This window comes from Spiribacter onubensis (assembly GCF_040838425.1).
GTDB classification, from domain to species: Bacteria; Pseudomonadota; Gammaproteobacteria; order Nitrococcales; family Nitrococcaceae; genus Spiribacter; species Spiribacter onubensis.
Window position 1 is genome coordinate 532,224 of record NZ_JBAKFI010000001.1, and the last position, 20,772, is coordinate 552,995.

A 20,772-nucleotide genomic window follows, 5' to 3' on the forward strand; every position below is an offset into this window, starting at 1 on the left:
CTACTCCACTGCCATCAGGTCATCCGCCGCGACGCGCTCGGCGAGGCTGGCCACCGTCCCAAGGCCTGGTACCGAAAGCGCCGGGGCGATCTCGGCCAACGGATGCAACACAAAGGCGCGAGAGGCCAGACCCGGATGGGGCACGGTCAGCGTCGCCTCGTCGATCTGCTGATCGCCGTAGACCAGGAGATCCAGATCCAGGGGTCTCGCTCCCCAGCGTCGACCACTGCGATCCCGACCGGCCTCGGCCTCCAGCGCCTGCAGGGCGGCCAGAAGGGCCTGCGGCGAGAGGGCCGTTTCGATCTCGGCCACCGCGTTGACGTAATGCGGCTGATCCGCCGGGCCCATGGGTGGATTGCGGTACAGCCGCGAGGCCGAGGCGCGAGACGTCTCCGGGAGCTGATCGAGCCAATCGATCGCCCGGCGCACCTGGGCCACCGGGTCGGCCAGATTGCTGCCTATCCCAATGAATGCCTGCACCGCCAAGGATCAGCCCCTGTCGCCATCCGCGGGTGAGGCGCTGCCACTGGTGCCGTTGCGGCGCCGACCACCCCGTCGCCGCCGGCGGGGCGGCGTTGGCGGTGGCGCATCCGCGCTGCTCGTGGTGTATTCCTGCCACCAGTCGGCAAGCTCGCGATCCACCAGTCCGGCCTCGCCGCGGAGCAGGAGGAAGTCATAGGCAGCCCGGAAGCGCGGGTGCGAGAAAAGCCGCTTGGCCTTTTTCTCCGACCGGGTATCAAAGCGCGGCTGCAGGGCCCAGATCTCGCGCATGGGCATGGCGAAGCGCTTGGGAATCGCGACCTGCCGCAACTGGCGCTCGAGTGCCTCGGTCACCGACTGCTCGAAGAGCTCGCGATCGACGCCGGGCTGGAGGCGCCCACCGGGCAACTGCGCGAGGATGGCCGGCCAGAGCAGGGCCGCGAACAGGAACGCCGGTGTCACCGGCCGCTCCTCATTGACCCGCCGATCGGTACTCTCCAGTGCCCGGGCGATGAAGGTGATGAGCTGGCCGTGCTCATCGTCATCGAGTGCCGTATCACTCGCCGGGAAGAGATAACGGAAGAGGCCGTGCTGGCGCAGCGCCTCGAACGTCTCGACGCCCTGGCCGGCCATGAAGAGCTTGAGCACTTCGTCGAAAAGCCGCGCCGGCGGGATATCGTCAAGCAGATCGGCCATGCGCGGAATGGGCTCGGCGGTGCCGGCATCGATGGTGAATCCAAGCTTTGCGGCAAAGCGGACCGCGCGCAACATCCGCACCGGGTCCTCCCGGTAGCGGACGGCCGGATCACCAATCAGCCGCAGGCGCCCCGCCTGCAGGTCGGCCATTCCGCCGGCATAGTCCACCACCGAGAAATCCGCGATGTTGTAGTACAGCGCGTTGATCGTGAAATCCCGCCGCAGGGCATCTTCCTCGATGGTGCCATAGATGTTGTCGCGCAGGATCATGCCGTCCTCGACCACGCGATCGCCGCCATCATCATCCGCCGGTGGCGGCGAGAGGGCCCGGAACGTGGCCACCTCGATGATCTCGGGCCCCCAGTGCACATGCGCCAGCCGGAAGCGCCGGCCGATGAGCCGGCAGTTGCGGAACAGCGCCTTGACCTCGTCCGGCGTGGCATCGGTGGCCACATCGAAATCCTTGGGCTCGCGGCCGAGCGAGAGATCGCGCACGCCCCCGCCCACCAGATAGGCACCGTAGCCAGCGTTCTTCAGCCGGTAGAGCACGGTCAGGGCCCGCTCGCTGATCTGCGATCTCGATATGGCGTGCTGGTCACGCGGAATGATGGTGGGTTCGATCCCCCCGGCTTGGGCTTCAGTCACAGAGCGGGCTCAACCTCTTGTGCGTTAAAAACGAGCCCGTATAATACCAGCCCTCGCCAGCGAGGCCGATCATGGCCTCCAATCGGCGCAAAACCGGCAACGCTCCCATCGTCTAGTGGTGAGGACGCCGCCCTCTCAAGGCGGAAACCGGGGTTCAAATCCCCGTGGGAGCGCCACCCCCATACTCACCGGATCGGACGCGTCAGCCCTCTTCCGCCGACATTGCGGGCACAGGCTCCGGCAACTCGGCGAGCGCCGCATTACTGCCATTCAGCGAGACCTCCGTGACCAGTGTCTGGGCCTGATTGAGCGCCCGGAAGCCCACCTGCATCTGCCCGCTGTTGCGGAACTGCTCGAGATGCTCGGGGGAGAGCAGTGCAATCACCTGACAGCCACTCGCATAGCAGGTCGAAAACGGCAGAGGCACCTCCTCGTTCTCGTCGAAACGCACCACGACACCAGCGCGCAGATCGAGCCCGAAGGGCAGTTCCATGGCGATGACCACCCCGTCGGTGTTGCGCAGCAGCGTCACCTGCAGAAGGCGCCCGCCCCCCTGCTCGTTCTCGACATCCAGTCGCTGCGTCATGCGGCAGGCACGGGGCGTACTTTCGACGCAGACCACCGTCCAGTCGCCATAGACCTCCGTTGAGGTCTCGATTTCCGGTGCCGCATCGCCCTCCTCCTGCGCTACGGCGGACGCCATGACCATCAGGGAAATCGTGGCAACCAAAAACACCAGCGCCCCCCGAAACCGCTTGATATGGCGATCGTTCGATAAAACACGCATCAAAAAAGCCCTTTGTAAATAGTGTTAGCGTTTCCATTAAAGGCCGACGTGTACCCTATCGCTATGTGGATCCGTATCATGCCGGCATGAGTATTGCCGAAGAACATCGCCCCAGCCTCCTGCGCCGCCTCGCCGCCGTGCTCTATGACGGTATGCTGCTGATCGCATTGTGGATGGGTGCGGGCGCGCTATGGATCGGCTTTCACGGGGGCAACGCGGCCCCCGCGGGAGACGGTGCCTTCCGGCTTTATCTACTGGCGGTGGCTTACGCCTTTTTCGTCGGCTTCTGGATATGGGGCGGGCGCACCCTGGGCATGCAGGCCTGGCGGCTGCGGCTGATTGACGCCGACGGCAACCGCGTCACCGTCCGCGCCGCCACCAACCGTTTCGTAGCCTCCATCCTCTCCTGGCTGCCCGCGGGCGCCGGATTTCTCTGGGCACTCGTTGACCGCGAAGGCCTGACCTGGCACGACCGTCTGTCGAAGACCTACCTCTACCTGGAGCCGAAAATCCGCTAGGGCTCCACCTCACCGGCCTGCCATGACGACGCCTGTAGGCTGCACCAGAAAGACCGCCGTCACCGACATCGAAGGCACGCCACGCTGCGCCTGAAGCTCCGCCAGCGCCACGCCCACCACACTCTTCACATCGCCCTCGAGCAACCGGCTGCCGACCGCATCCACGCCACGGATCACGACGCGGCCACCCTCGGCAAGCATCGCCTCGAACCGGCCCCGGCGGCCGTCCACATCCTGCGTTTCGAAGGTGACCCGCTCGAGGAAGCGCTCGGGCACCGGCTCCGCCCCGGCATCCACCCGGACACCGGCAGATCGCAGCACAAGGTCACCGTTATCCATGCTGAGTGACAGCGTGGGCAGTGCGTCCGGGATACCCCCCTCGCTCACACGGAAGACCGCGATCGGCACGGCACTCTGACCGGCACCGTCGGCGAGCGGCATGTTCACCGCTGTGCGAACGATCACCACGTCCGTGCCGCGGATGATCATCGTCCGCCCCGACGCCGACGCCGACGATCCGGACACGGACCTACCGGCCCCGGGCAGCTGATCCTGTGGCACCAGAGAGCGGTAGTAGGGCTCGCCGACGCCGACCACGCGTCCATTGACGGAAGTGGCATCCGTCACGCCGAACACCACGACCTCGCCCACCGTCAGAATATCGTCACGGCTCACGATCGACATATCACCGCCGACGACGATGTTCTCAAGGAGCGTGGTCCCGCCTGAGCGAGGCGAGAGGTCGCCACTCGCCAGCACATCGACCCGCAGACCACTCGAGGCGGCAAGCGTCACATCCCTGCCCCGGGCGGAGACATTCGCACCGAAGCTGTTATCGGCGCCGTTGAGGGTGATATCGAAATCACTTGGCGGGTTGGATCCGCTCCGCGCCGTTATCGACGTGTTGCCATCAACCCGGATGCCGGTCCCGGCCGCCTGGTCGATCGGGCCATCCGTGCTGGTGGCATCAAGCGTCCCCGTGGCGGTGACATCGCCGAGCGTGAGCCCGCCGGTGCCGTCGGCCAGGGTGATGTTCTGACCGTCCGCGTTCACCGTCCCGTTGAAGTCATTGGTCGGCGCGTCGAGGGTGATATCGGTTCCGGCGGTCAGGTCCGTCGGCCCGGTCAGGACAGTGAGCTGGCCGTCCGGGCCCTGGGTGATCGCGCCTGAAGTGGCCGCGGCGGTGAGCTGGTCGACTGCGATCGTCCCGTTCAGGTTCAGGTCGGTGGCCGCCGTCGCGTCCAGCTTCCCGCTGGCGGTGACATCGCCGAGGGTGAGGTCGTCCGTATCGTTGAGGGTGACATCGGTACCCCCGAGCACATTCACCGTCCCGTTGAAGTCGTTCTCCCGGTCGAGGGTGATCGCGCCGTCCGCCTCGAGGTTGGTCGGACCCGTCACGACGGTGAGCGTGCCGCCACTCTGGGTGATCGCCCCGCCCGTGCTGGTCAGGTCCGCGCTGTCCGCCGTGATCGTCCCGGAAAGATCGAGGTCGTCTGCCGCCGTCGCATCCAGCTTCCCGCTGGCGGTGACATCGCCGAGGGTGAGGTCGTTCTTGTCGACGATCGTCAGGTCCCGCCAACTGCCAGCGTTGGCATTGTCAAAGGTGACCACGCCGCCGAAGTCATTGTCCACGTTGGCGAGGACCGCGTCCTGGTCAGTGGAGGTATCGGCGGTGAAGGTGCTCGTGCCTGTGACCGTGACGATGCCGCTCTGGGTGAGCCCGCCGCCGGCGCCGCCGCTGCCCGTCTTCGTAACCAGGTTGCCGCTGGCATTGAGGGTGCCCAGCGCGAGGGCATTGCGGTCGGTCAGGGTGATGTCCGAACCCGTGGCGGCCACCGCGCCCCCGAAGTCGTGCTCGTTGTTGTCGAGGGTGATCGCGTCGTCGCTGGTGCCATTGTTGGCGGTCAGGCTCGCGGTGCCGGTCACCTCCAGCTGGCCCCCCGTCCCATCGGTGATCGGCCCCGCAGCGGACAGGGTGAGATTGGCGGCCGCGCTCGGGTCGTCGTCGGGGAAGTTCGCGATCTCCATGGCGTCATCCTCGGCGATGGAGACGTCACCCGAGCTCATGAAAGTGAGCGTGCCGAAGCTGAGATTGTCGCCTATCTGGTCGCCCAGGGTGATCGAAGCGCCCTCGAACTCGGCGTTGCCGGCGATGGTGATCGTGGCGTTGGGATCGTTGGTGAGCGTGCCGGTGACAAGGACCGCGTAATCGCCTGTCGCGCTGAGGTCCCCGAGCACCGCGTCCCCCTCCTTCTTCACCCCGATCGTGCCCCAGGAACCCCCGCTCTTGGGATTGGGGTCGTCCAGGAAGGACACCTTGCCCCCAAACTCATTCGCCTGGGTGCGGAGGTTGGCGGACTGGTCGGCGACCCCGATGGCGAGGAAGGTGGCGTCCCCGTCGATGGCGAGGATGGCGGTCTCGGTGGCCGGCGCCTGGGTGAGCCCGCTGCTGGTGCTGCCCTTCGGCGCTCCCGTCCGGGTGGTGAAGTCTCCTGTCGCGGTGATCGCGCCCAGCTGGAGGGCGTTGCGGTTGGTGATTGAGATGTTGGCGCCGCTGGCAGTGACCGAGCCGCCGAAGTCGTTGCTGGCGAGATCCAGTTCAATGTCCTGCCCGACTGCCATGAAGGTGGCCGGACCGCTCGCGACCGTCATCGTGCCCGCGTCGTCCGTCTGTGCAATCGCACCCTCGTTCGCGGTGACCGTGAGGGCCCCGGCCTGATGGGTGACCGGACCGGAAAAGCTGATCGCGCCCTTCTCGGTGGACAGCACGGAGTCGCCCGTGGCGGCCTGCTGGTCCCAGCCGGTAACCCGCAGCTCGTTGGAGGTGCCCCCCGTACCGGCGACCTCGGTCAGGTAGATGCCGCCGGCAGCACCGGTGCCGTCGTTGGCCACGGAGAGGGTGCCCGAGCGGAGGGTGAGTGGATCGGAGCGGGTGCCGATTCCCTGGTTGGCCTGCAAGTCGACCGGACCCACCGAACTGAAATTCACGGGGAGGGTGCTACCCGCCGTGCGGTTGTCGGCGATCGTGGTGCCGGCCTCGACGGTGATCCCCGGCGAGGTCGTCACGCCCCCATCGGCCGGCCCGGTAACGATCCCCCCAAGCGAAATGGCGCCGCTCGCCGTGTAGAGAACGGATCCACCGTCCCCCGCGGTCGCCGTCGCATCATTCTCCATGCTGATCCCGCCCGCGGTGGTCTCGACGGACAGGTTGCCGAGCGTTTCGATGTTCGCGGCCTGGGTGACGGTGCCGCCGGCGGTCAGCTCCAGCGGACCCTCGGCATCGATTCCGCTGAGGCCGGTGACCGTCTCGGTCTCCGTGGCAAGCGCACCGCCACTCACGACCACTTTTTCCGTGGCAATGCTCCCCGTGGTGCCCACGGTCAGCGCATCGGTCTCCCGCACATAGAGGCGTCCGTCGCTGGCCGATCCCGTGATCGCCGCGAGGGTACCCACTGCGGTTTCCAACTGATTCGCCTGCTTGCCTGCGAAGGTATCGGCGTCGATCCGCAGGGCCTGAGCGCTGACATCCGTGTCCGCATCGTCCGTCTCGGTGGGCGTGTCGGCGTCCTCGATGGACCCAGCACTCGTCAGGCTGACCTTGCCGTTGGTCGCGGTGAGATCGCCGACCACCAGCCGGACCGTGCTCCCGTCTCCACCGTCCCCCTTCGCCTCGAGGATCTGGTCGCCGTCGGCCGTCTGCAGGCTCGCGGTGGCGTCCATGAGAAGGTCGGCTCCCGTGGCGAACAGGGTCAGCGAACCACTGCCCCCGGTGCTCACGGTGACCGCGCCGTTCGCGGAGGGGTCCGTCTCGAGGTGCAGGGTGTCAGCGGCCGTGAGAGTGATGTCGCCCGTTCCCGAGGACACCGTGGTCGTTGTGTCGGCGGCGGTCCCGGAGATCGTGAGGTTGCCCGTTTCCGCCTCGAGGAGGACGAGTCCGGTGCTCTCGGCCGACAGGGCGCTGCCCGAGCCGACGGAGAGATCCTGGCCGGCCCGCACCAGCAGGCCGCCGGTGCCACCGGTCAGCGTGCTGTTGTCGTCGACGGTGACCGCTGTCTTGCCCGCGACGAAGAGCAGCCCGTTTCCGCTGGTGGTCACCGAGCTGCCCGCGCCGACGGTCACACCGGTTTCCGCGACCAGGCTCACATTCCCCGTGCCCGAAGACACCGTACTGCCCGCGCCCAGGCCGAGCCCGGCAGCGCCCGATTCGACGCGGACGACGCCGCCGGTGCCCGTGGTCAGGCTGACCCCCGCGCCGACGGTAAGCGCCTCTTCCGCGTAGAGGTCAAAGAGGCCGGAACCGGAGAGGACATCGGCATTGACCGTGAGCGTGCGCGTGCCCGTGGAGCCCGTGGCTTTCAGGGCGATCGCACCCGAGCCGTGCGCGGAGACGCCGACCGATGAGCTGCCGTCGGAGCCACCATTGATGGTGAGGGCGCCATTCGGGGTGCGGAGGTCGATCTTGCCGTTATTGGCGGTCGTTCGGACGTCGGAGAGAGAGGCCTTCTCGACCGTCGCGGTGGTGCCGGTCACCGTGACCTGCTCGACGACCGCGCTGTACCGCGTGTCCGTCGGGCTCTCCACCGAATCGACGGTGAGGGTGCCGCCCTCCCCGCGCAGGTCGATGCCGTCGGCACCGGCGGCCGTCGCCGCAAGGGTGCCCGCGGTCGTTTCCAGCGCGCCGGAGCCGGACGAGCTGCCGATACTCCCGCCCGCCACGAGCGCGAGCCCGCTCGCCTGGAGCTGGCTCGGGCTCGACGACCCGCTGGCGTCCGCGTCGAGGAGCGACCCTCCCGCTTCGAGGTAGATCGTGCCCCCGTCCGCGTCGAGCGAGGAGACGGTCAGGTCGCTCCCGGTCTTGACGTAAATATCCCCGGTGGTGACCGGATCACTCGCCGAGTCACCCGTGACCACCGAGGTGTCCGCGGCCATCGTCCAGGCGCCGCTGGTGGCCTCGCCGTAGAAGGTCTGACCGGCGCCGGTCGTCACCGTCACCCCGCTGGCGAGGTCAATATTGGTATCGGCGAGGAAGGTGATGTCGCCGCCGGTCGAGGTCACATCGGTCTGGAGGTCGAGCGCACCGCCCGAGGAGGCGAGCCGGAGGTTCCCGCCCGCCTGCAGGGAGTCCGTACCCGACCCCGAGCCATCCTCGGCGACCAGGTTCCCTCCCGCGGACAGGAGGAGATTCCCGCTCGCGGTCAGGTCGTGGACCGTGAGGGCGTTGGTGTCGGCCAGACGGACATTATCGGCGCTGATGACCCGCACTTCCGCGCCGAAGTCGTTTCCGCTCTCAGCCAGAGTGATGTCGTAAAAAGTGGGCGTAGGGGCACCGTTGGAAGCGGTCAGCGTCGTGGTGCCACCGATGCCGACGGTGGTGCCCGTGGACTGGGTGATGGCCCCGTCGGTGCTCTCAAGAGAAAAGTTCCCGGACACGTCGGTCGCGCCCAGCACGATTCCCCCGTCGGTCTCCTTCAGCGCGACGCCGTTCCAGCTACCCCCGTTCGCCCCCGCGAAGGTGACCGCGCCGCCGAACCGGTTGTCCTGTCCCGAGAGGCTCGCGTCCTGGTTCGCCAAACCGTCTGCCGTAAAAGTGCTCGTCCCACCCACGGTGAGCGCGCCGCTCTGGGTAAGCCCGCCGGTGGCTCCCCCGCTGCCCGTGGTCAGGGCGAGATCACCGACGACCGTGGAAGCCCCCAGATCGAGGCCGGTGGCGTCGACGAGGGTCGCGTTGGTGGCGTTCGGGATCGTGACGGTCCCGGTGAACTCATTGGCCGTGTTCGTGAAAAGGACACTGCCCGCCTGGGCGTCGAGGGTGACCGACTGAGCGCTGATTGGCCCTGTGCCGCTGATGTCGCCACTCAGGGCGGTGAGAGTGATGCCGTCGGCGAAGGTCGTCACCCCGTCGTAGGTCTGGGTGTTGCCGTCGGTCTTGATGTTCTTCTCCACGGCGAGCAGACCGTTGGAGGAGAGGGAGGTGAGGGCGGTGGTACCGCCGACGGCCTCGTCCAGCGTGACCTGCGCCGTGTGGTCGAGGGTGAGGGCATGGCCACCGTCAATCGCGGAACCCAGGGTGATCGTGCCGTTGTTCGCCTTGACCGTGGTGTCGCCGGTCAGGGTGATGGCGCCGGTGGTGTTGGACCCACCGGAAGCGCTGTTGAAGAGGGCACCGCTGTTGGTATCGCCGGTACCGGCCAGCGACAGATTGTTGGCCACACTTTTGGCATTGAGATCCAGAGCGCCACCACTGGTGACCGTCACGGTCCCGATCCCGACGGCACCGGAGTCGAGGGATCCACCGGACAGCGCGCTGTCGACCCCCGCCTTGACGATCCCTGCAGTAACCTCAACGCCCCCGGCAAAGGTGTTCGGGGCGGAGAGGGTGAGGGCGGTGGCAGATGCCTCCGTCTTGATCGCGCCGTCACCGCTGATGACGCCGCTCAGCTCCTGACTCAAAATACTCGTATAGCGCAATTCACTGCCGTCGGCGATCGAGATGGTGCCCGCGTAGTTCCCATTCCCGAGCGATCCAGATCCATCGATCGACAGATTCCCATCCGCGATCGTGGTATTTCCGCTGTAGGTGTTCGCGCCGAAGAGTCCCAGATCCCCGGGACCGCGCTTCGTCAGGTTGCCGGCGCCGGCAACGATACTCGAGATGGATAGCGTCTTTCCGGCATCAACCTCCAGGGTGCCGTTAGCGCTTCCAATGGTTATGCCACGGTTTGCGGAGAGCGTTAAGTCATTCAGCGCGCTCAGCGTACCGCCGTTCAGCATCAGGTGGGCTGGCGCGACCGATGTGGGGGTAGTCCCGAGGTTGCTCGAGCCGAAGATCCCGAGCGTGCCGGCGTTGATCGCCGTGGCGCCCATGTACGTGTTCACACCGGTGAGCAGCGCGGTGCCCGCTCCCATCTTGGAGATACCGTAGTCGCCGCTGATGACTCCCGCGAGCGTGAACTCATCGCTCGCAACATGGATCACGCTGTCATCGGTGAGCGAGATGGCCCCCGTAATCCTTGCCGTGGACCCACCCTTGGCGAGAGTGCCACCATCGAGGGTGACCGGCTCGCCGACCGAGTAAATGCCCGTATAGCCAGACGGTGGAGCGAGATCGAGGGTGGCGCCACTGCTCACCACGGTCCCTGCTGAGGGGGCACCGAGCGGCGTGGGAGTCGCATTCGAATCCCTCGCCTCCAGCGTCCCCGCCCCCACCGTGGTCACGCCCTCATAGGTGTTGTTTCCGGTAAGGACGAGCTTGCCGGAACCGGTCTTGAGAAGGTCCGCATTGGCATCGCCCGAGACTACCCCACTAATCGTCAGATCGCCGCTGCTGGCATCGATCACGGTATCCCCGGTCAGGGTGATCGGCCCGCTGGCTGTCGCGGCATTGCCGCTGGCGTTGTAAAGGGCCCGGTCGTTGAGGGTCTGGCCGACGCTGGCGAGGCTGAGCGCGTTGGCGATCGTCTGCCCGTTCAGATCGATGGCGCCACCGCCGGAGGCGCTGACCGTGCCCGTGCCGAAGGGGCCCGAGGTCACGCTGCCCGTGCTGGAAGCCCCCGCCTCCACCCGGCCAGCGGTCACGGCGATGCCCCCGGCGAAGGTGCTGCTGCCGCTGGTGAGGGCGAGCTTGCCGCCGTTCGCCGTCATGGAGAGCCCGCCTGCCCCGGTGATGACCCCGGAAAGGGTCTGAGTGGAACCGGTCTCCGCGTATTCGAGCGTGGCCCCACTCGCCAGCGCGATCGCCCCCGCGTAGTCCCAACTGCTGCCGCCGAGATTCCCGGTAACGCGGAGAGTCCCGCCGTCGACGGTGGTGTCGCCGGTGTAGGTCTGCTGGCCGGAGAGGGTGAGGGTGCCCGTGCCCTGCTTGGTGAGAGCACCGTCGCCGCCGATGCCCCCGGAGAAGGTCGTCGAGGAATTATCCGCGCCGGAGGAGAGCACTGTCGACGAAGCAATCGTGACCGTGCCCGCTCCAGCGAGCGAACCAATCGTATCGGTGCTGTCGACCGCGTACTCCGCCCCGCTCGCCACGGTGAGAGCGGTGGCGTCCGCCAGTGTACCGGTGACCTTGAGGATGCCGTCGTTGAGAGCGGTGGTCCCCGCGTAGGTGTTGGTGCCGGAGAGGACGAGCGTACCGTCTCCCTCTTTGGCGAGACCGCCGGAACCGCCGAGGAAACCGGCGACCGTGTCGGTGTCTCCGGCGGAGACGTCCACGGACAGGGTACCGGCAGCGGACAAAGTCGTACCCACAGCACTCGTCAGCGCCCCAAGGGTGGCATCTCCGGCGACCTCCAGGGTGCCGTCGACAAGGTCGAGAGCGCCGGTGTCGCGCGCGCCGGTGTCGTCGCCATAGGTGAGCGAAGTCAGCTCCACGGTGCCCGCCTCGGCTGCGCCGGACAGGCTGCCCTCGTCCAAGGTGATAGCGGTGCCCTCCGGCACCACCACGGCGGCCACATTGGCAAGGTCGGGAACGGTACCCGCCAGCCCGCCGGTCGTGCTTTCCCAGTTGGCCGGATCGAACCAATGGCTCCCGTCGCCGCTCCCCGTCCAGGTCGCTGAATCCAGGCGCATGATGGAGGCGGTGGTCGTCGTGTTGAAGGAAGCACCGGTGATCGTGACCGAGTAGTTCCCGGCCGCTTCGCCGCTCAGGCCAACCCCGCTGATACTCACGGTTCGGTTCGTGCCGACATTCTTATCCGCGAAGGCGGCCGAGCGATCGACGACCAGATCGTCGCCGACGACGGGCTTCTGGCTGTCAGTGCCTGTGTAGGCGAGACTCACTGTGGCGGCAGCGCTCCCGTCGTAAGCCCGGTCGTCCCCCGTGAAGGTGATGACCAGCGGCCGCTGGGTGATCGTGCCGTCGTTCCCGGTGATCGTGGTCGTGCCTCCGCCGGGGATGGAATAGTTGTCCGGATCGGCCCCGCCGCCCTCGGAGAGGCTGAACCCCGTCAGGCTGTACGCCTTGCCCGTGCCGACATCGGCCGAGTCAAAGGCCCCGGTACCCCCGCTCACCGTGATCGTCTCTCCGCTGACCAGCCCGGATTCGGCGGCACCCGTCCCCGCAAAACCGACGGTCACGTTATCCATCGCGGTGGTGCCGTCGTACACCTTGGAAACGCCCGAGCCCGAGATCTCGAGCGGCCGCGGCGTGATGGAGGCGGCTACCGAGACGCTGGACGGCACCGTGTAGTCGGAGGTGTTGCCAGCGCCGCTGATGCTGTCGAGGGCGAAGGAAGCCAGCGACAGGGTGTCCGCCGTGGTCACATCCTTCGTATTGTAGCTTCCCGTGTAGGTAAACCCCGGGTTGCTGTCTGTGCTGGCGAGCCCGGAGATCGCATAGCTCGGGGTAAAGGGCGTGTTGGCGTTATTGCCATCGGCAACGTCCGCGTCGGTCGTGCCATCGTAGACCTTGGTCACTCCTGTATTGGTGAGAGTGACGCTGAGGGGGCGCGCGGAGAAGCTCACCTCGTTCTCCGCGGTGGTGTGGCTCAGCCCAGTGGAGAGAGCGCTGCCCGCCGTGGGATTCTGCCCCTGGATGCTGTAGTTGCCGACCCGCCCGCTGGCATCCGCCAGGGTGACGCTGCTGACAAACTTATCCGGCGTGGCCACATGGAGGTCCGAAGCCGTCGCGGCGGAGACCTCGAGCGACTCGCCCTCCACGAGCCCGCTGTCCGGATTCCCGCTGATCGCGCGAAGGCTGAGGGCCGCGGCCACATCGTCCGTGCCGTCATAGACACGAGTCGCAGAGAGGGAGAGCGGGCGTCGGGTCAGGGTGACCTGGTTGTTGGCACCGGAGGCGCTCAGGTCCGGGAGCTGGTAGTTCGAAGCGCGACCGCCCGATCCGTCCGTGGCGTCCTGCAGGACAATACTGCTCACATGCGAGGCCTCCGCGACGTCGCGGTCGTTGGCGAAGGCGTTGTTGAAGGTGAGGGTTTCCTTGCCAGCATCGGAAGTGACGCCCGTATCGAGGGTGAGGTCGGCCGACCCGAGCTCTCTCGTACCGTCGTACGTGCGGTTCGCGGAAAGAGAAACGGTCTTCGGGTTCACTTCGAGCTGGCCGGCAATGGCGATGCCACTCGCGAGCGCCCCAGTGACGTTGACGACATTCTCGGCGAGGAGGCTGTAGGAGCCGACATCCCACTGCCCGGTGGTGGTGTTGCGCGTGCCGTCACCGTCAATGTTGAGCGTCACGGTGGCGTCGTTGGCATCGGTGAAGACCAGATCGTCGGTGGCGGAGCCGGTGGCGTCCGTGAGGGTCAGGTCAATTTCTTCGAGGACGTTGGTGGCCGTCACGGAATAGTCAGTACCGGAAGCCGAAACTTTGGTCGCGTCGGCGAAGCTGCTGACGCCGCTCTCGTAGGTGACATTGCCGATTTCGAGGACATCGCCATCGATCGCGACCACCTCCGCGGTGGCGAGGTTGCTGCTTCCGTCGGTGAGGGTGACTGTATCCCCCCCACTGAGGGCACTCGCGGCCGCGTTGCTCGTCACCGAATTCGGCGCGGTGATGTAGCTTGCCGAGGTGGCCGTGTAGCTGGCTTCGGTCCCGTAGTCCGTCGAGGTCGATCCTACCTGAACCCGCAAGTGGTCCACCGGCAGGATGGTGAAGGTGCCACCGACATAGGTGACCGTGTAGTTGGCGGAAGGGCTGGTGATACTCGGGGTCAGGGCATAGTCGCCGACTGCCTCCCCGCTGGCCCGGTTGACCGAGGCCGTTCCGCCGAGGTCGGTCTCCCCGCTGGCGAGCCCGGTGTAGCTGATCCCGGCAAAACCGCTCGGATCCGTCTGCGAGTAGAATTTCGCATCGTCATTGGCGGTGACGGTCGCCGCGCGCTGATTGACCGTGAGGGTGTCCGTCGCGGTGGAGAGCTCGTAGCCGAGGGCGGAAGTCGATGGGACTGACCCGTCGCCCACCCGCAGCGTGTAGGGGCTGCCGCCCGCGGTGGCGTCGTAGTACCCGGATGTGTTCGGCGTGACCGGATTCGTGTCAGCAGCATCGTAGACATTGGCCGCGAGGTCCGCCCCGTACGCGGCCGCCACCGTATCGCCGTTGGCGAGGTTCGCCGTGTCCGAAACGCCCGTGGTGAGCCCTGGGTTCTCCCCATAGGTGATGGTTTCACCATCCGGCTTTACGGTCAGCTGCGGCTGTTCGCGGTAGATCGCAAAGACGCCCGTCCCGAGGGTGGCCGAATAGCGTGTGGTCGTCTCGTCGCTCCCGTAGCGGAACCGGCCGCTACCATCGTCGACCAGCCAGTGCCCATTGTCGTCCGCGCTGGGGTGGCTCTCGGCGACACCCGTGCTGTCCGCGAGGCTTCCGGTGTAGAGCGTCACGCGGCCACCGCTGCCCGTGACGACCGTGGCACCGTTGCTGACGAGCAGGTTGCCGGCGGTGTCCGTCCCGACCGCCGGGGCGGCGGACGAGATATCCTCTCCGCTGCCCGCATTGAGGACAATCGCGCTGGCGGTCCCGGCCGTCGTCTGGATCGACTCGGCAAGGGTGAGGTCTCCGCTCACGGTGCTCACGGCGACATCGCCGGCGGACCAGAGTCCGGTCGGGTTGACCATGCCGATGGTGAGCGCGTCGGCGTCGACATACGACAGGCTACCCAGCGGAGTGGTGCTGCTGCCGCCGGCGAGGATGGCCACGTTGTTCGCTGCGTTCGTGAGCGTGAAATCCCCCACCCCGCCGAGCGAGAGATTGTCGGCGGTGAGGGCCGCCGACTGGGTCACGGACCCACTCGCGTTCAGGGTGAGGGTGGAATTCGTGGCGGTAACGGCATCATTCAGAGTGAGGTCGCCGCCATAGACCGAGATCGGCCCCGCCGCCGTGAGCGCGCTCCCGACTGTTACATCGGCGGTATTGGTCGTCTTGCCGAGGGTGATGGAGGAAGGGTTGCCGGTCAGATTCACATTGGTGGTGTTGACACCAGCAAGAAAAGTCGGCTCCACAGCGGAGGTAAGGGAGAAGCTGCCCGTGGTGTCGAACTCAGTCGCATTCCCGGCAAAGGTCGCCTTGTCCGCTTCGATCGAGATCGCCGAAGAGCTCGAGGTCATCCCCGTCCCTGACGCCGCACCGATCACGATCGCGCCAGCGGAGATCGGCTCTAGGTAAAACCCTGTGTAATCGGCACCCGACGCGAGATTCGACGGCTTTTCGTCGCGCAAAGTGATCGCACCACTGGTAGAGAGAACCTGCAGGGATGACCCGTCGACGGCGATGCCTCGGCTGTTCGCCGAATTTCCACCGCCAATTCCCGTGACCGTAATGGCACCGGTGTCCGTTTCAAGGACAACCTCGCCCAACTGTAACGCGAAAACATTGCCTTCCGTGGGAGAGAGGCTGGCATCCCCTGTGATGGAAATTGTGCCATCTCCACTGGTGCGAAAGGTACTGTAGATAAAATTGCCGGCTCGGTCGGAATCTAGCGAGCTGCCCGGGTCATGCGAGCCGTTGGCCGACACCGTAGAGGAGAAGGTGATATTGCCTCCCTGCGCATCCAAGGTCGCTCGATTGCCGTCAGACCCATCCAGCAGCAGGAAGTTATCTCGCCCGTTCGTAGAAACGGTGTTCGCGACCGTAAAGTCAATATCCGCACCATTGGTGACCACATCGACGCCGGCGTTCTGCGTGATTCCGCTCCCTGCCACCGTGACACCCGTGCCGGTTGTGGCCTGACTGGTGAGGTTGCTGGCCAGAGTAACCGCACCGCCGTAGACCGCAATCGGACCGGCAATATCCAACGCACCACCGATCGTTATATTTGCGGTGTTGCTTTCCTTGCCAATCGTCAATCCGCTCACGGACGAACCCACGGTCAAATCTGTAATTGGATAGCTCATCGGGTTCGCAAAGCTGGCACTGGAGGGCGCAATAGTGAAGGCGCCTGAGCTATCGACCTCAATTCCGTCCTCAGTCGGGTCTAGTGTTATCGCGTCTCCAATAATGAAAACGTCGCTACTTGACGAGGTAATCGGGCCACCCTGACCGATATTGATCTTTGAAGGACCTGATGTTTTACCATCCATTACCCGTTTCTTTACCGCCACTCCGTTAGAGCCGCCATCGAGCGTGATACTTCCTGAGTCAGCGTGAACATTTAATATGCCGTTGTAGAAATTTCCTGCTACGATCCCGCCGCCTGTGCCTTGCGCATCACCGCTCAAGAGGATGGTACCGCCGCCCGAGGAAATAATATTGAGGGTACCGCTCATGGCGATGGCGTCAGCGTCGCCTTGACCCGTACCCGTCAAAGTGATGGCGTCCCCGGACGAGGAAGACAGGATGTTCACGGTAGAGGCAATGGTATTGTCGTGAATACCGAATAAAATGCCTCGAGGGTCGTCGCTCGTGTCACTGGCCGCGCCGATTATTTCAACGACACCACTACCCGCATCGATGTCGACTGTGTTCCCGTAGGTCACAATTCCTCCTGAAGAACGGGAGGAGGCATCACCCGCAATTTTGATTCCACCGCCGAAAGAAGAGATCGAATTCCGTTCCAGGTAGACACCCGTGATGATGTTACCCCCACTATTGGAGGGGGTGAACTCGGTGCCGGGGACCGCGTAGCCTTGGCCTACAGTCACACCCTCCCAGGTGCCACCGTCGGCACCGCCCCCTAGCCAAACGACACCACCGGCCACCGAGTTCGAACCCGTTGTGATCGAAGAACCGTTTCTGAGTGCGATACTGCCGTCGGTGGATTGATCATCGCTGTTGGCCCACAGCACGACGTTGCCACCCGAAGTGTCAATCGACTTCCCGGCCGCCAGGCTAATATCTCCGGCCGACTTGAGCAGAACATCCCCATCCGCACCGCTCACGCTGGAAGTGTCTAGACTTCCCGCCACATTGATGTTTCCTCCATAGACCTCCACCGGACCCTCCACATCCATCCCCCCGGACCCCGCCTCCAGCCGGACACCCGTCGTCGACCCGGCGCTGTTCACGGTCAGGCCGCTGCTGTAGGTCTGGGCGCCCGTGGTGACGATGCCGTTGCCGTTGACGGCGGTATCGGCCGCGGTCACATCGAGGGAGGCAAGGGCTTTGGAGGTGCCGATGCCGCCGCCAATCGTGACCGCACCTGTGCCTGCATCAATGGTGACGGGTGAGGCGTCCGCGTTCGTTTCCACGACATAACCTTTCAAGGTATACGTTGGATTGGTACTGCCAAAGTTCCCCAAATCATTCCAGCGGCCCTCCGCTCCAAAGAACTGACCGTAGGACTCTCCGCCCGTCCCGGTTCCGTTCGGTTCTCCACCAGCAAAGAACTCAAAGTACCCATCGACGGCGGTGCCTCCGCCACCGGCGCTTTGCGTGAAGAAATTGACATCCGCTTCCGGGCCGTCGGCCCAATACCACTGGTTGTCACCGTTTCCGATGGAGTTGTCTTTATCGCGGAAAGCGCCGATCCAGGAGGATTGATAATCGGCCGTCAGCCCGGCGATCGAGTTCTCGAGGCGGGAAGTGATCGTGACAAGGTAGCTGTCCCCGACTGCACTGCCACCGCTAGTCGCCCCTTTCGCATCAGCCCGGGCATTGGTCCAAGGATAATTGTCGGTTGTGGAGGTAAAGGAATAACTGTTCCCCGAGTTCAGCAGACCATGCAAAACGACGGCCCCATCGGAACCCGAACCGGATGCATCCGTAGTGTCGAAGGTGAGGCCGTTTGTGTTGGCGACAATCGTCTCCCCGTAGATGTCGAGAGCCCCGCCCTCTGTCGTCAGCGACTGCGCGGAGGCACTCCGCTGGAAGAAGGTATCGCCCCCGACCAACACCGTCGATCCGGCGATGTTGGCCGTCTGGCCCTGCTTGCCGAAGGTCAGGCTACCGCCGTTGGTACCAACGCTTTCGCTTTCCACATAGATGATGCCGTCACCGTCTGCGTTGGTATCAGCCCAAAGCTGGGTGTCAATGGCGGCTTGGGTGGCAGAAACCGTGGCGTTCGCGCCCAATCGGACATGTCGGCCGGCCTCGATCGTGGTCGTCGAGGCATTCGAGGTAGAGGTGTTAGTAATCGCTCCGCCAAACAGAACGTCGTTGTTGCCCCCAGCCCGAATGAGAATGTCACCCGCGGCCGTGAGCGTTGGCTGGACATCGATCTGGCCGCCGTAGATTGAAACCGATCCGGCTGTCTCGATCGCGTTACTGAGCGTGATATCAAAAGTGTTCGTGCTTTTACCGATGGTCAACGCACTCAGCGTGGTACCAAAATTCCAATCATCGTCAAACGTGAGAGTACCACTGCCCGCGCGCAGGTGGGTGAATGCGTTCCCTTTCGGCTCGATGATGAGCGATCCGGTCGTTTGCAGACTCAATGAACCCGCACCCGCATTCACATTGCGCTGCAGAATCGAATCGCTAATCAGCTTGATATTGCCACTGTAGGTAGTGGTGCCATCAAAACCAATTTGAATGCGGTTGGATGTATTTTCGGCAGCGAGGCGAATGCCGTTAATAAAATTGCCACTGTCAGCCGAACTCGCCGCCCCGGTGATCGTAATATCGCCGGACTGGGAAACAACGGCGAGGAGGCCAGATGACTGCAATTGCACACCACTACCATCATTGGTGTTGTTGGTGGCAGTGTTCCCGTCGATATTGATCGCACCAGCCGTTGTCCTGACTCTGGTGATGGTGTTGTTCCCATTGGCTCGCAACAAAAGGCCATGCCCCCATCCTGCAACCCCTTCATCTACGCCTTTCAGGGAAATATTGCCAGTTGTTGTCGAAAGCTTGGTGGTGTCATCCGATAGCGTACCGTCGCCTCCTATGTGAAGGCCTACGCCAGTGTCGTAATTGCCTTTCAATAAACCATCAATGTCGATCGATCCTGAGGTTGTGTGGATGGAGCTGTTTTGATGAACCCGGACACCGTTGTTCCGTCCGACATCCCCGCCGCTCGTGTGATGCGCCAAGCCTTTCACGCGGACGTCACCCCCATCGGTTGTGATGCTGCTATTGACGATCTCAACCCCCGACGAGTCGGGGTTATAAGTAAATGCGCGACCGCTGCCACCTTGAATGCCGTTCCAGGTCTCCTCGGCTCCGGCACCGATCCAAAAATGCCCGCCATTGGTGTCGATGCTGACACCATCTAGATTGACAGTCGCGGTTCCTGATCCTGATGCGCCCGAATCCGTCCACGCCACCACATTGAGTGCACCGCTGCTCGAGCTGATGCTTCCACCATTGAAAGAGATGGATTTAGTAATGGTGTCGGTGCTGCTGGTGCGCAGTGTAAGGGTGGCATCACCGCCCGCCGTCTTTTCAAGCGTGGCGCCGTCCCAGTCGATTTTGCCGTCCTCTGCGAGCACCTCAACGCTTGTTCCGGAGTCCAAGGCACTTGCGTAACCATCGGCTGTGGATTGATCGATCGTGATATCGTCTGGATCGATTAACCAAAGACCGCCTGCACCCTCATCAGCGCCCGCGTCAACCCTCCCACTTTCTGCGTTCAGCGAATAGCCAGAGGTTTCCACCAAACCGCCGTCACCGCGTTGGGGGCCGCCGCGAGCAAAAATCTCGCCGTGGACGGAGGTGAGCGAGTCGGGGTGGGTGACATCGGACCAGAGCACCACCGTGCCACCGTCGCCATTCCCGGTGGCGCTGGCATCGATGCGGGCCCCCGAGTCCATGGTGACCGTGGTGGCCTCGCGCACCGCGTCAGGGTCCTCAAAGACACGGCGCTGGTCGTTGGCGCCGCCCTGCCAGTCGCCGCCCACCAGGATATCGCCGCCGCTGGCCGCACCGGTGGCGGTCGCCACGCTGTCCTCGCCAAGGGTGATGGCGTCACCCTCCACGACAATCCGTCCACCCGCGCCGTCGCGGCTGTCCGCACTCAGCGTACCGCTGTTGTTCACATCGCCGCTGCTGGTCAGGCGAATCCGCCCGCCATCGGTGTCGAGCCCGTCTGCCTCGATGTAGCCGGTGTTGTTGACCACCGCACGGGTGAGCTCGTCCATGCCCCGGGCGTTGAGGAGCACCGCCCCGTCACCGACCTCGATGGCGCCCCCATTCTCGATGGCCGCATCAATGGCGCCCTGGGTCACCTTGAGGCTCACCAGGCCATCGGCGTCCAGTGCAAGCTCAACAGCCTCGCCCGCCGCCATGCTGACCTGGCCCGACGGTGCCGTGATGTTGCCGCGATGCTCGATCAGGGGCGCCACGAACGTCAGCCAGCCATCGCGGCCGATCTTGATTTCCCCCTCGGCGGTGATCGCCCCCGCGCCCGTGCCGGCGAAGCGGCGGTTTCCGGCCAGGAAGTCGGCGTCGCTGAGGTTGAGCGTGGAGGCGGTCAGTGCGCCCACGTCGATGGTGCTGCCGCTGGCGAAATGAATGCCCGCGGGGTTGATGATCAGCACCTCGCCGTTGGCCGTCAGCGAGCCGTGGATCTCGCTCGGACGCACACCGACCACCCGGTTGAGCGCGGCACTGTCGGCGGAGGGCTGGATGAACTCCACCCGCGCATCCCGGCCGATGGAGAATTCCTGCCACTCGGTGATCAGCCGTTCGCTTCCCTGGCGGATCGTCAGCGCACCCGGCGTGCGCTCCATGGCGGCCGAACCGTGCGTCACGGTACCGCCCTCTGGCAGCTGGTCAGCCAGTGGCTGCGCCACCAGTGCGGTCGGCGCCATCAACAGGGCGAACAGGGT

General features: G+C 64.9%; 5 protein-coding genes and 1 tRNA gene. 2 read left to right on the top strand and 4 right to left on the bottom strand.

What is annotated here, in order from left to right; genetic code table 11:
• Together folK and pcnB are read right to left on the bottom strand one after the other, a co-directional pair.
• On the bottom strand, nucleotides 1–480 hold the full coding sequence (gene folK / locus V6X63_RS02680) for a 2-amino-4-hydroxy-6-hydroxymethyldihydropteridine diphosphokinase (protein ID WP_367978036.1): 480 nt from the start codon (nucleotides 478–480) through the stop codon (nucleotides 1–3).
• Nucleotides 481–489: 9 nt separating this feature from the next.
• Nucleotides 490–1,821, bottom strand: a complete 1,332-nt coding sequence (gene pcnB / locus V6X63_RS02685) for a polynucleotide adenylyltransferase PcnB (protein ID WP_367978037.1) — start codon at nucleotides 1,819–1,821, stop codon at nucleotides 490–492.
• Between the two features lie 101 nt (nucleotides 1,822–1,922).
• On the opposite strand from pcnB, the gene V6X63_RS02690 reads away from it, so the two are divergent.
• A tRNA-Glu gene (locus V6X63_RS02690) sits at nucleotides 1,923–1,997 on the top strand.
• A 26-nt stretch (nucleotides 1,998–2,023) separates the two neighbouring features.
• Here the strand turns inward: V6X63_RS02690 and V6X63_RS02695 are convergent.
• Nucleotides 2,024–2,524: an invasion associated locus B family protein gene (locus tag V6X63_RS02695; protein ID WP_367978038.1), complete on the bottom strand. Its 501-nt coding sequence runs from the start codon at nucleotides 2,522–2,524 to the stop codon at nucleotides 2,024–2,026.
• A gap of 170 nt (nucleotides 2,525–2,694) precedes the next feature.
• Here V6X63_RS02695 and V6X63_RS02700 point away from each other — a divergent pair, with 170 nt between their 5' ends.
• Nucleotides 2,695–3,126: an RDD family protein gene (locus V6X63_RS02700; protein ID WP_367978039.1), complete on the top strand. Its 432-nt coding sequence runs from the start codon at nucleotides 2,695–2,697 to the stop codon at nucleotides 3,124–3,126.
• A gap of 9 nt (nucleotides 3,127–3,135) precedes the next feature.
• On the opposite strand, the gene V6X63_RS02705 is transcribed toward V6X63_RS02700, so the two are convergent.
• Complete coding sequence (locus V6X63_RS02705; RefSeq protein ID WP_367978040.1) at nucleotides 3,136–20,754, bottom strand: YDG domain-containing protein; 17,619 nt, start codon at nucleotides 20,752–20,754, stop codon at nucleotides 3,136–3,138.
• Nucleotides 20,755–20,772: the final 18 nt, after the last annotated feature.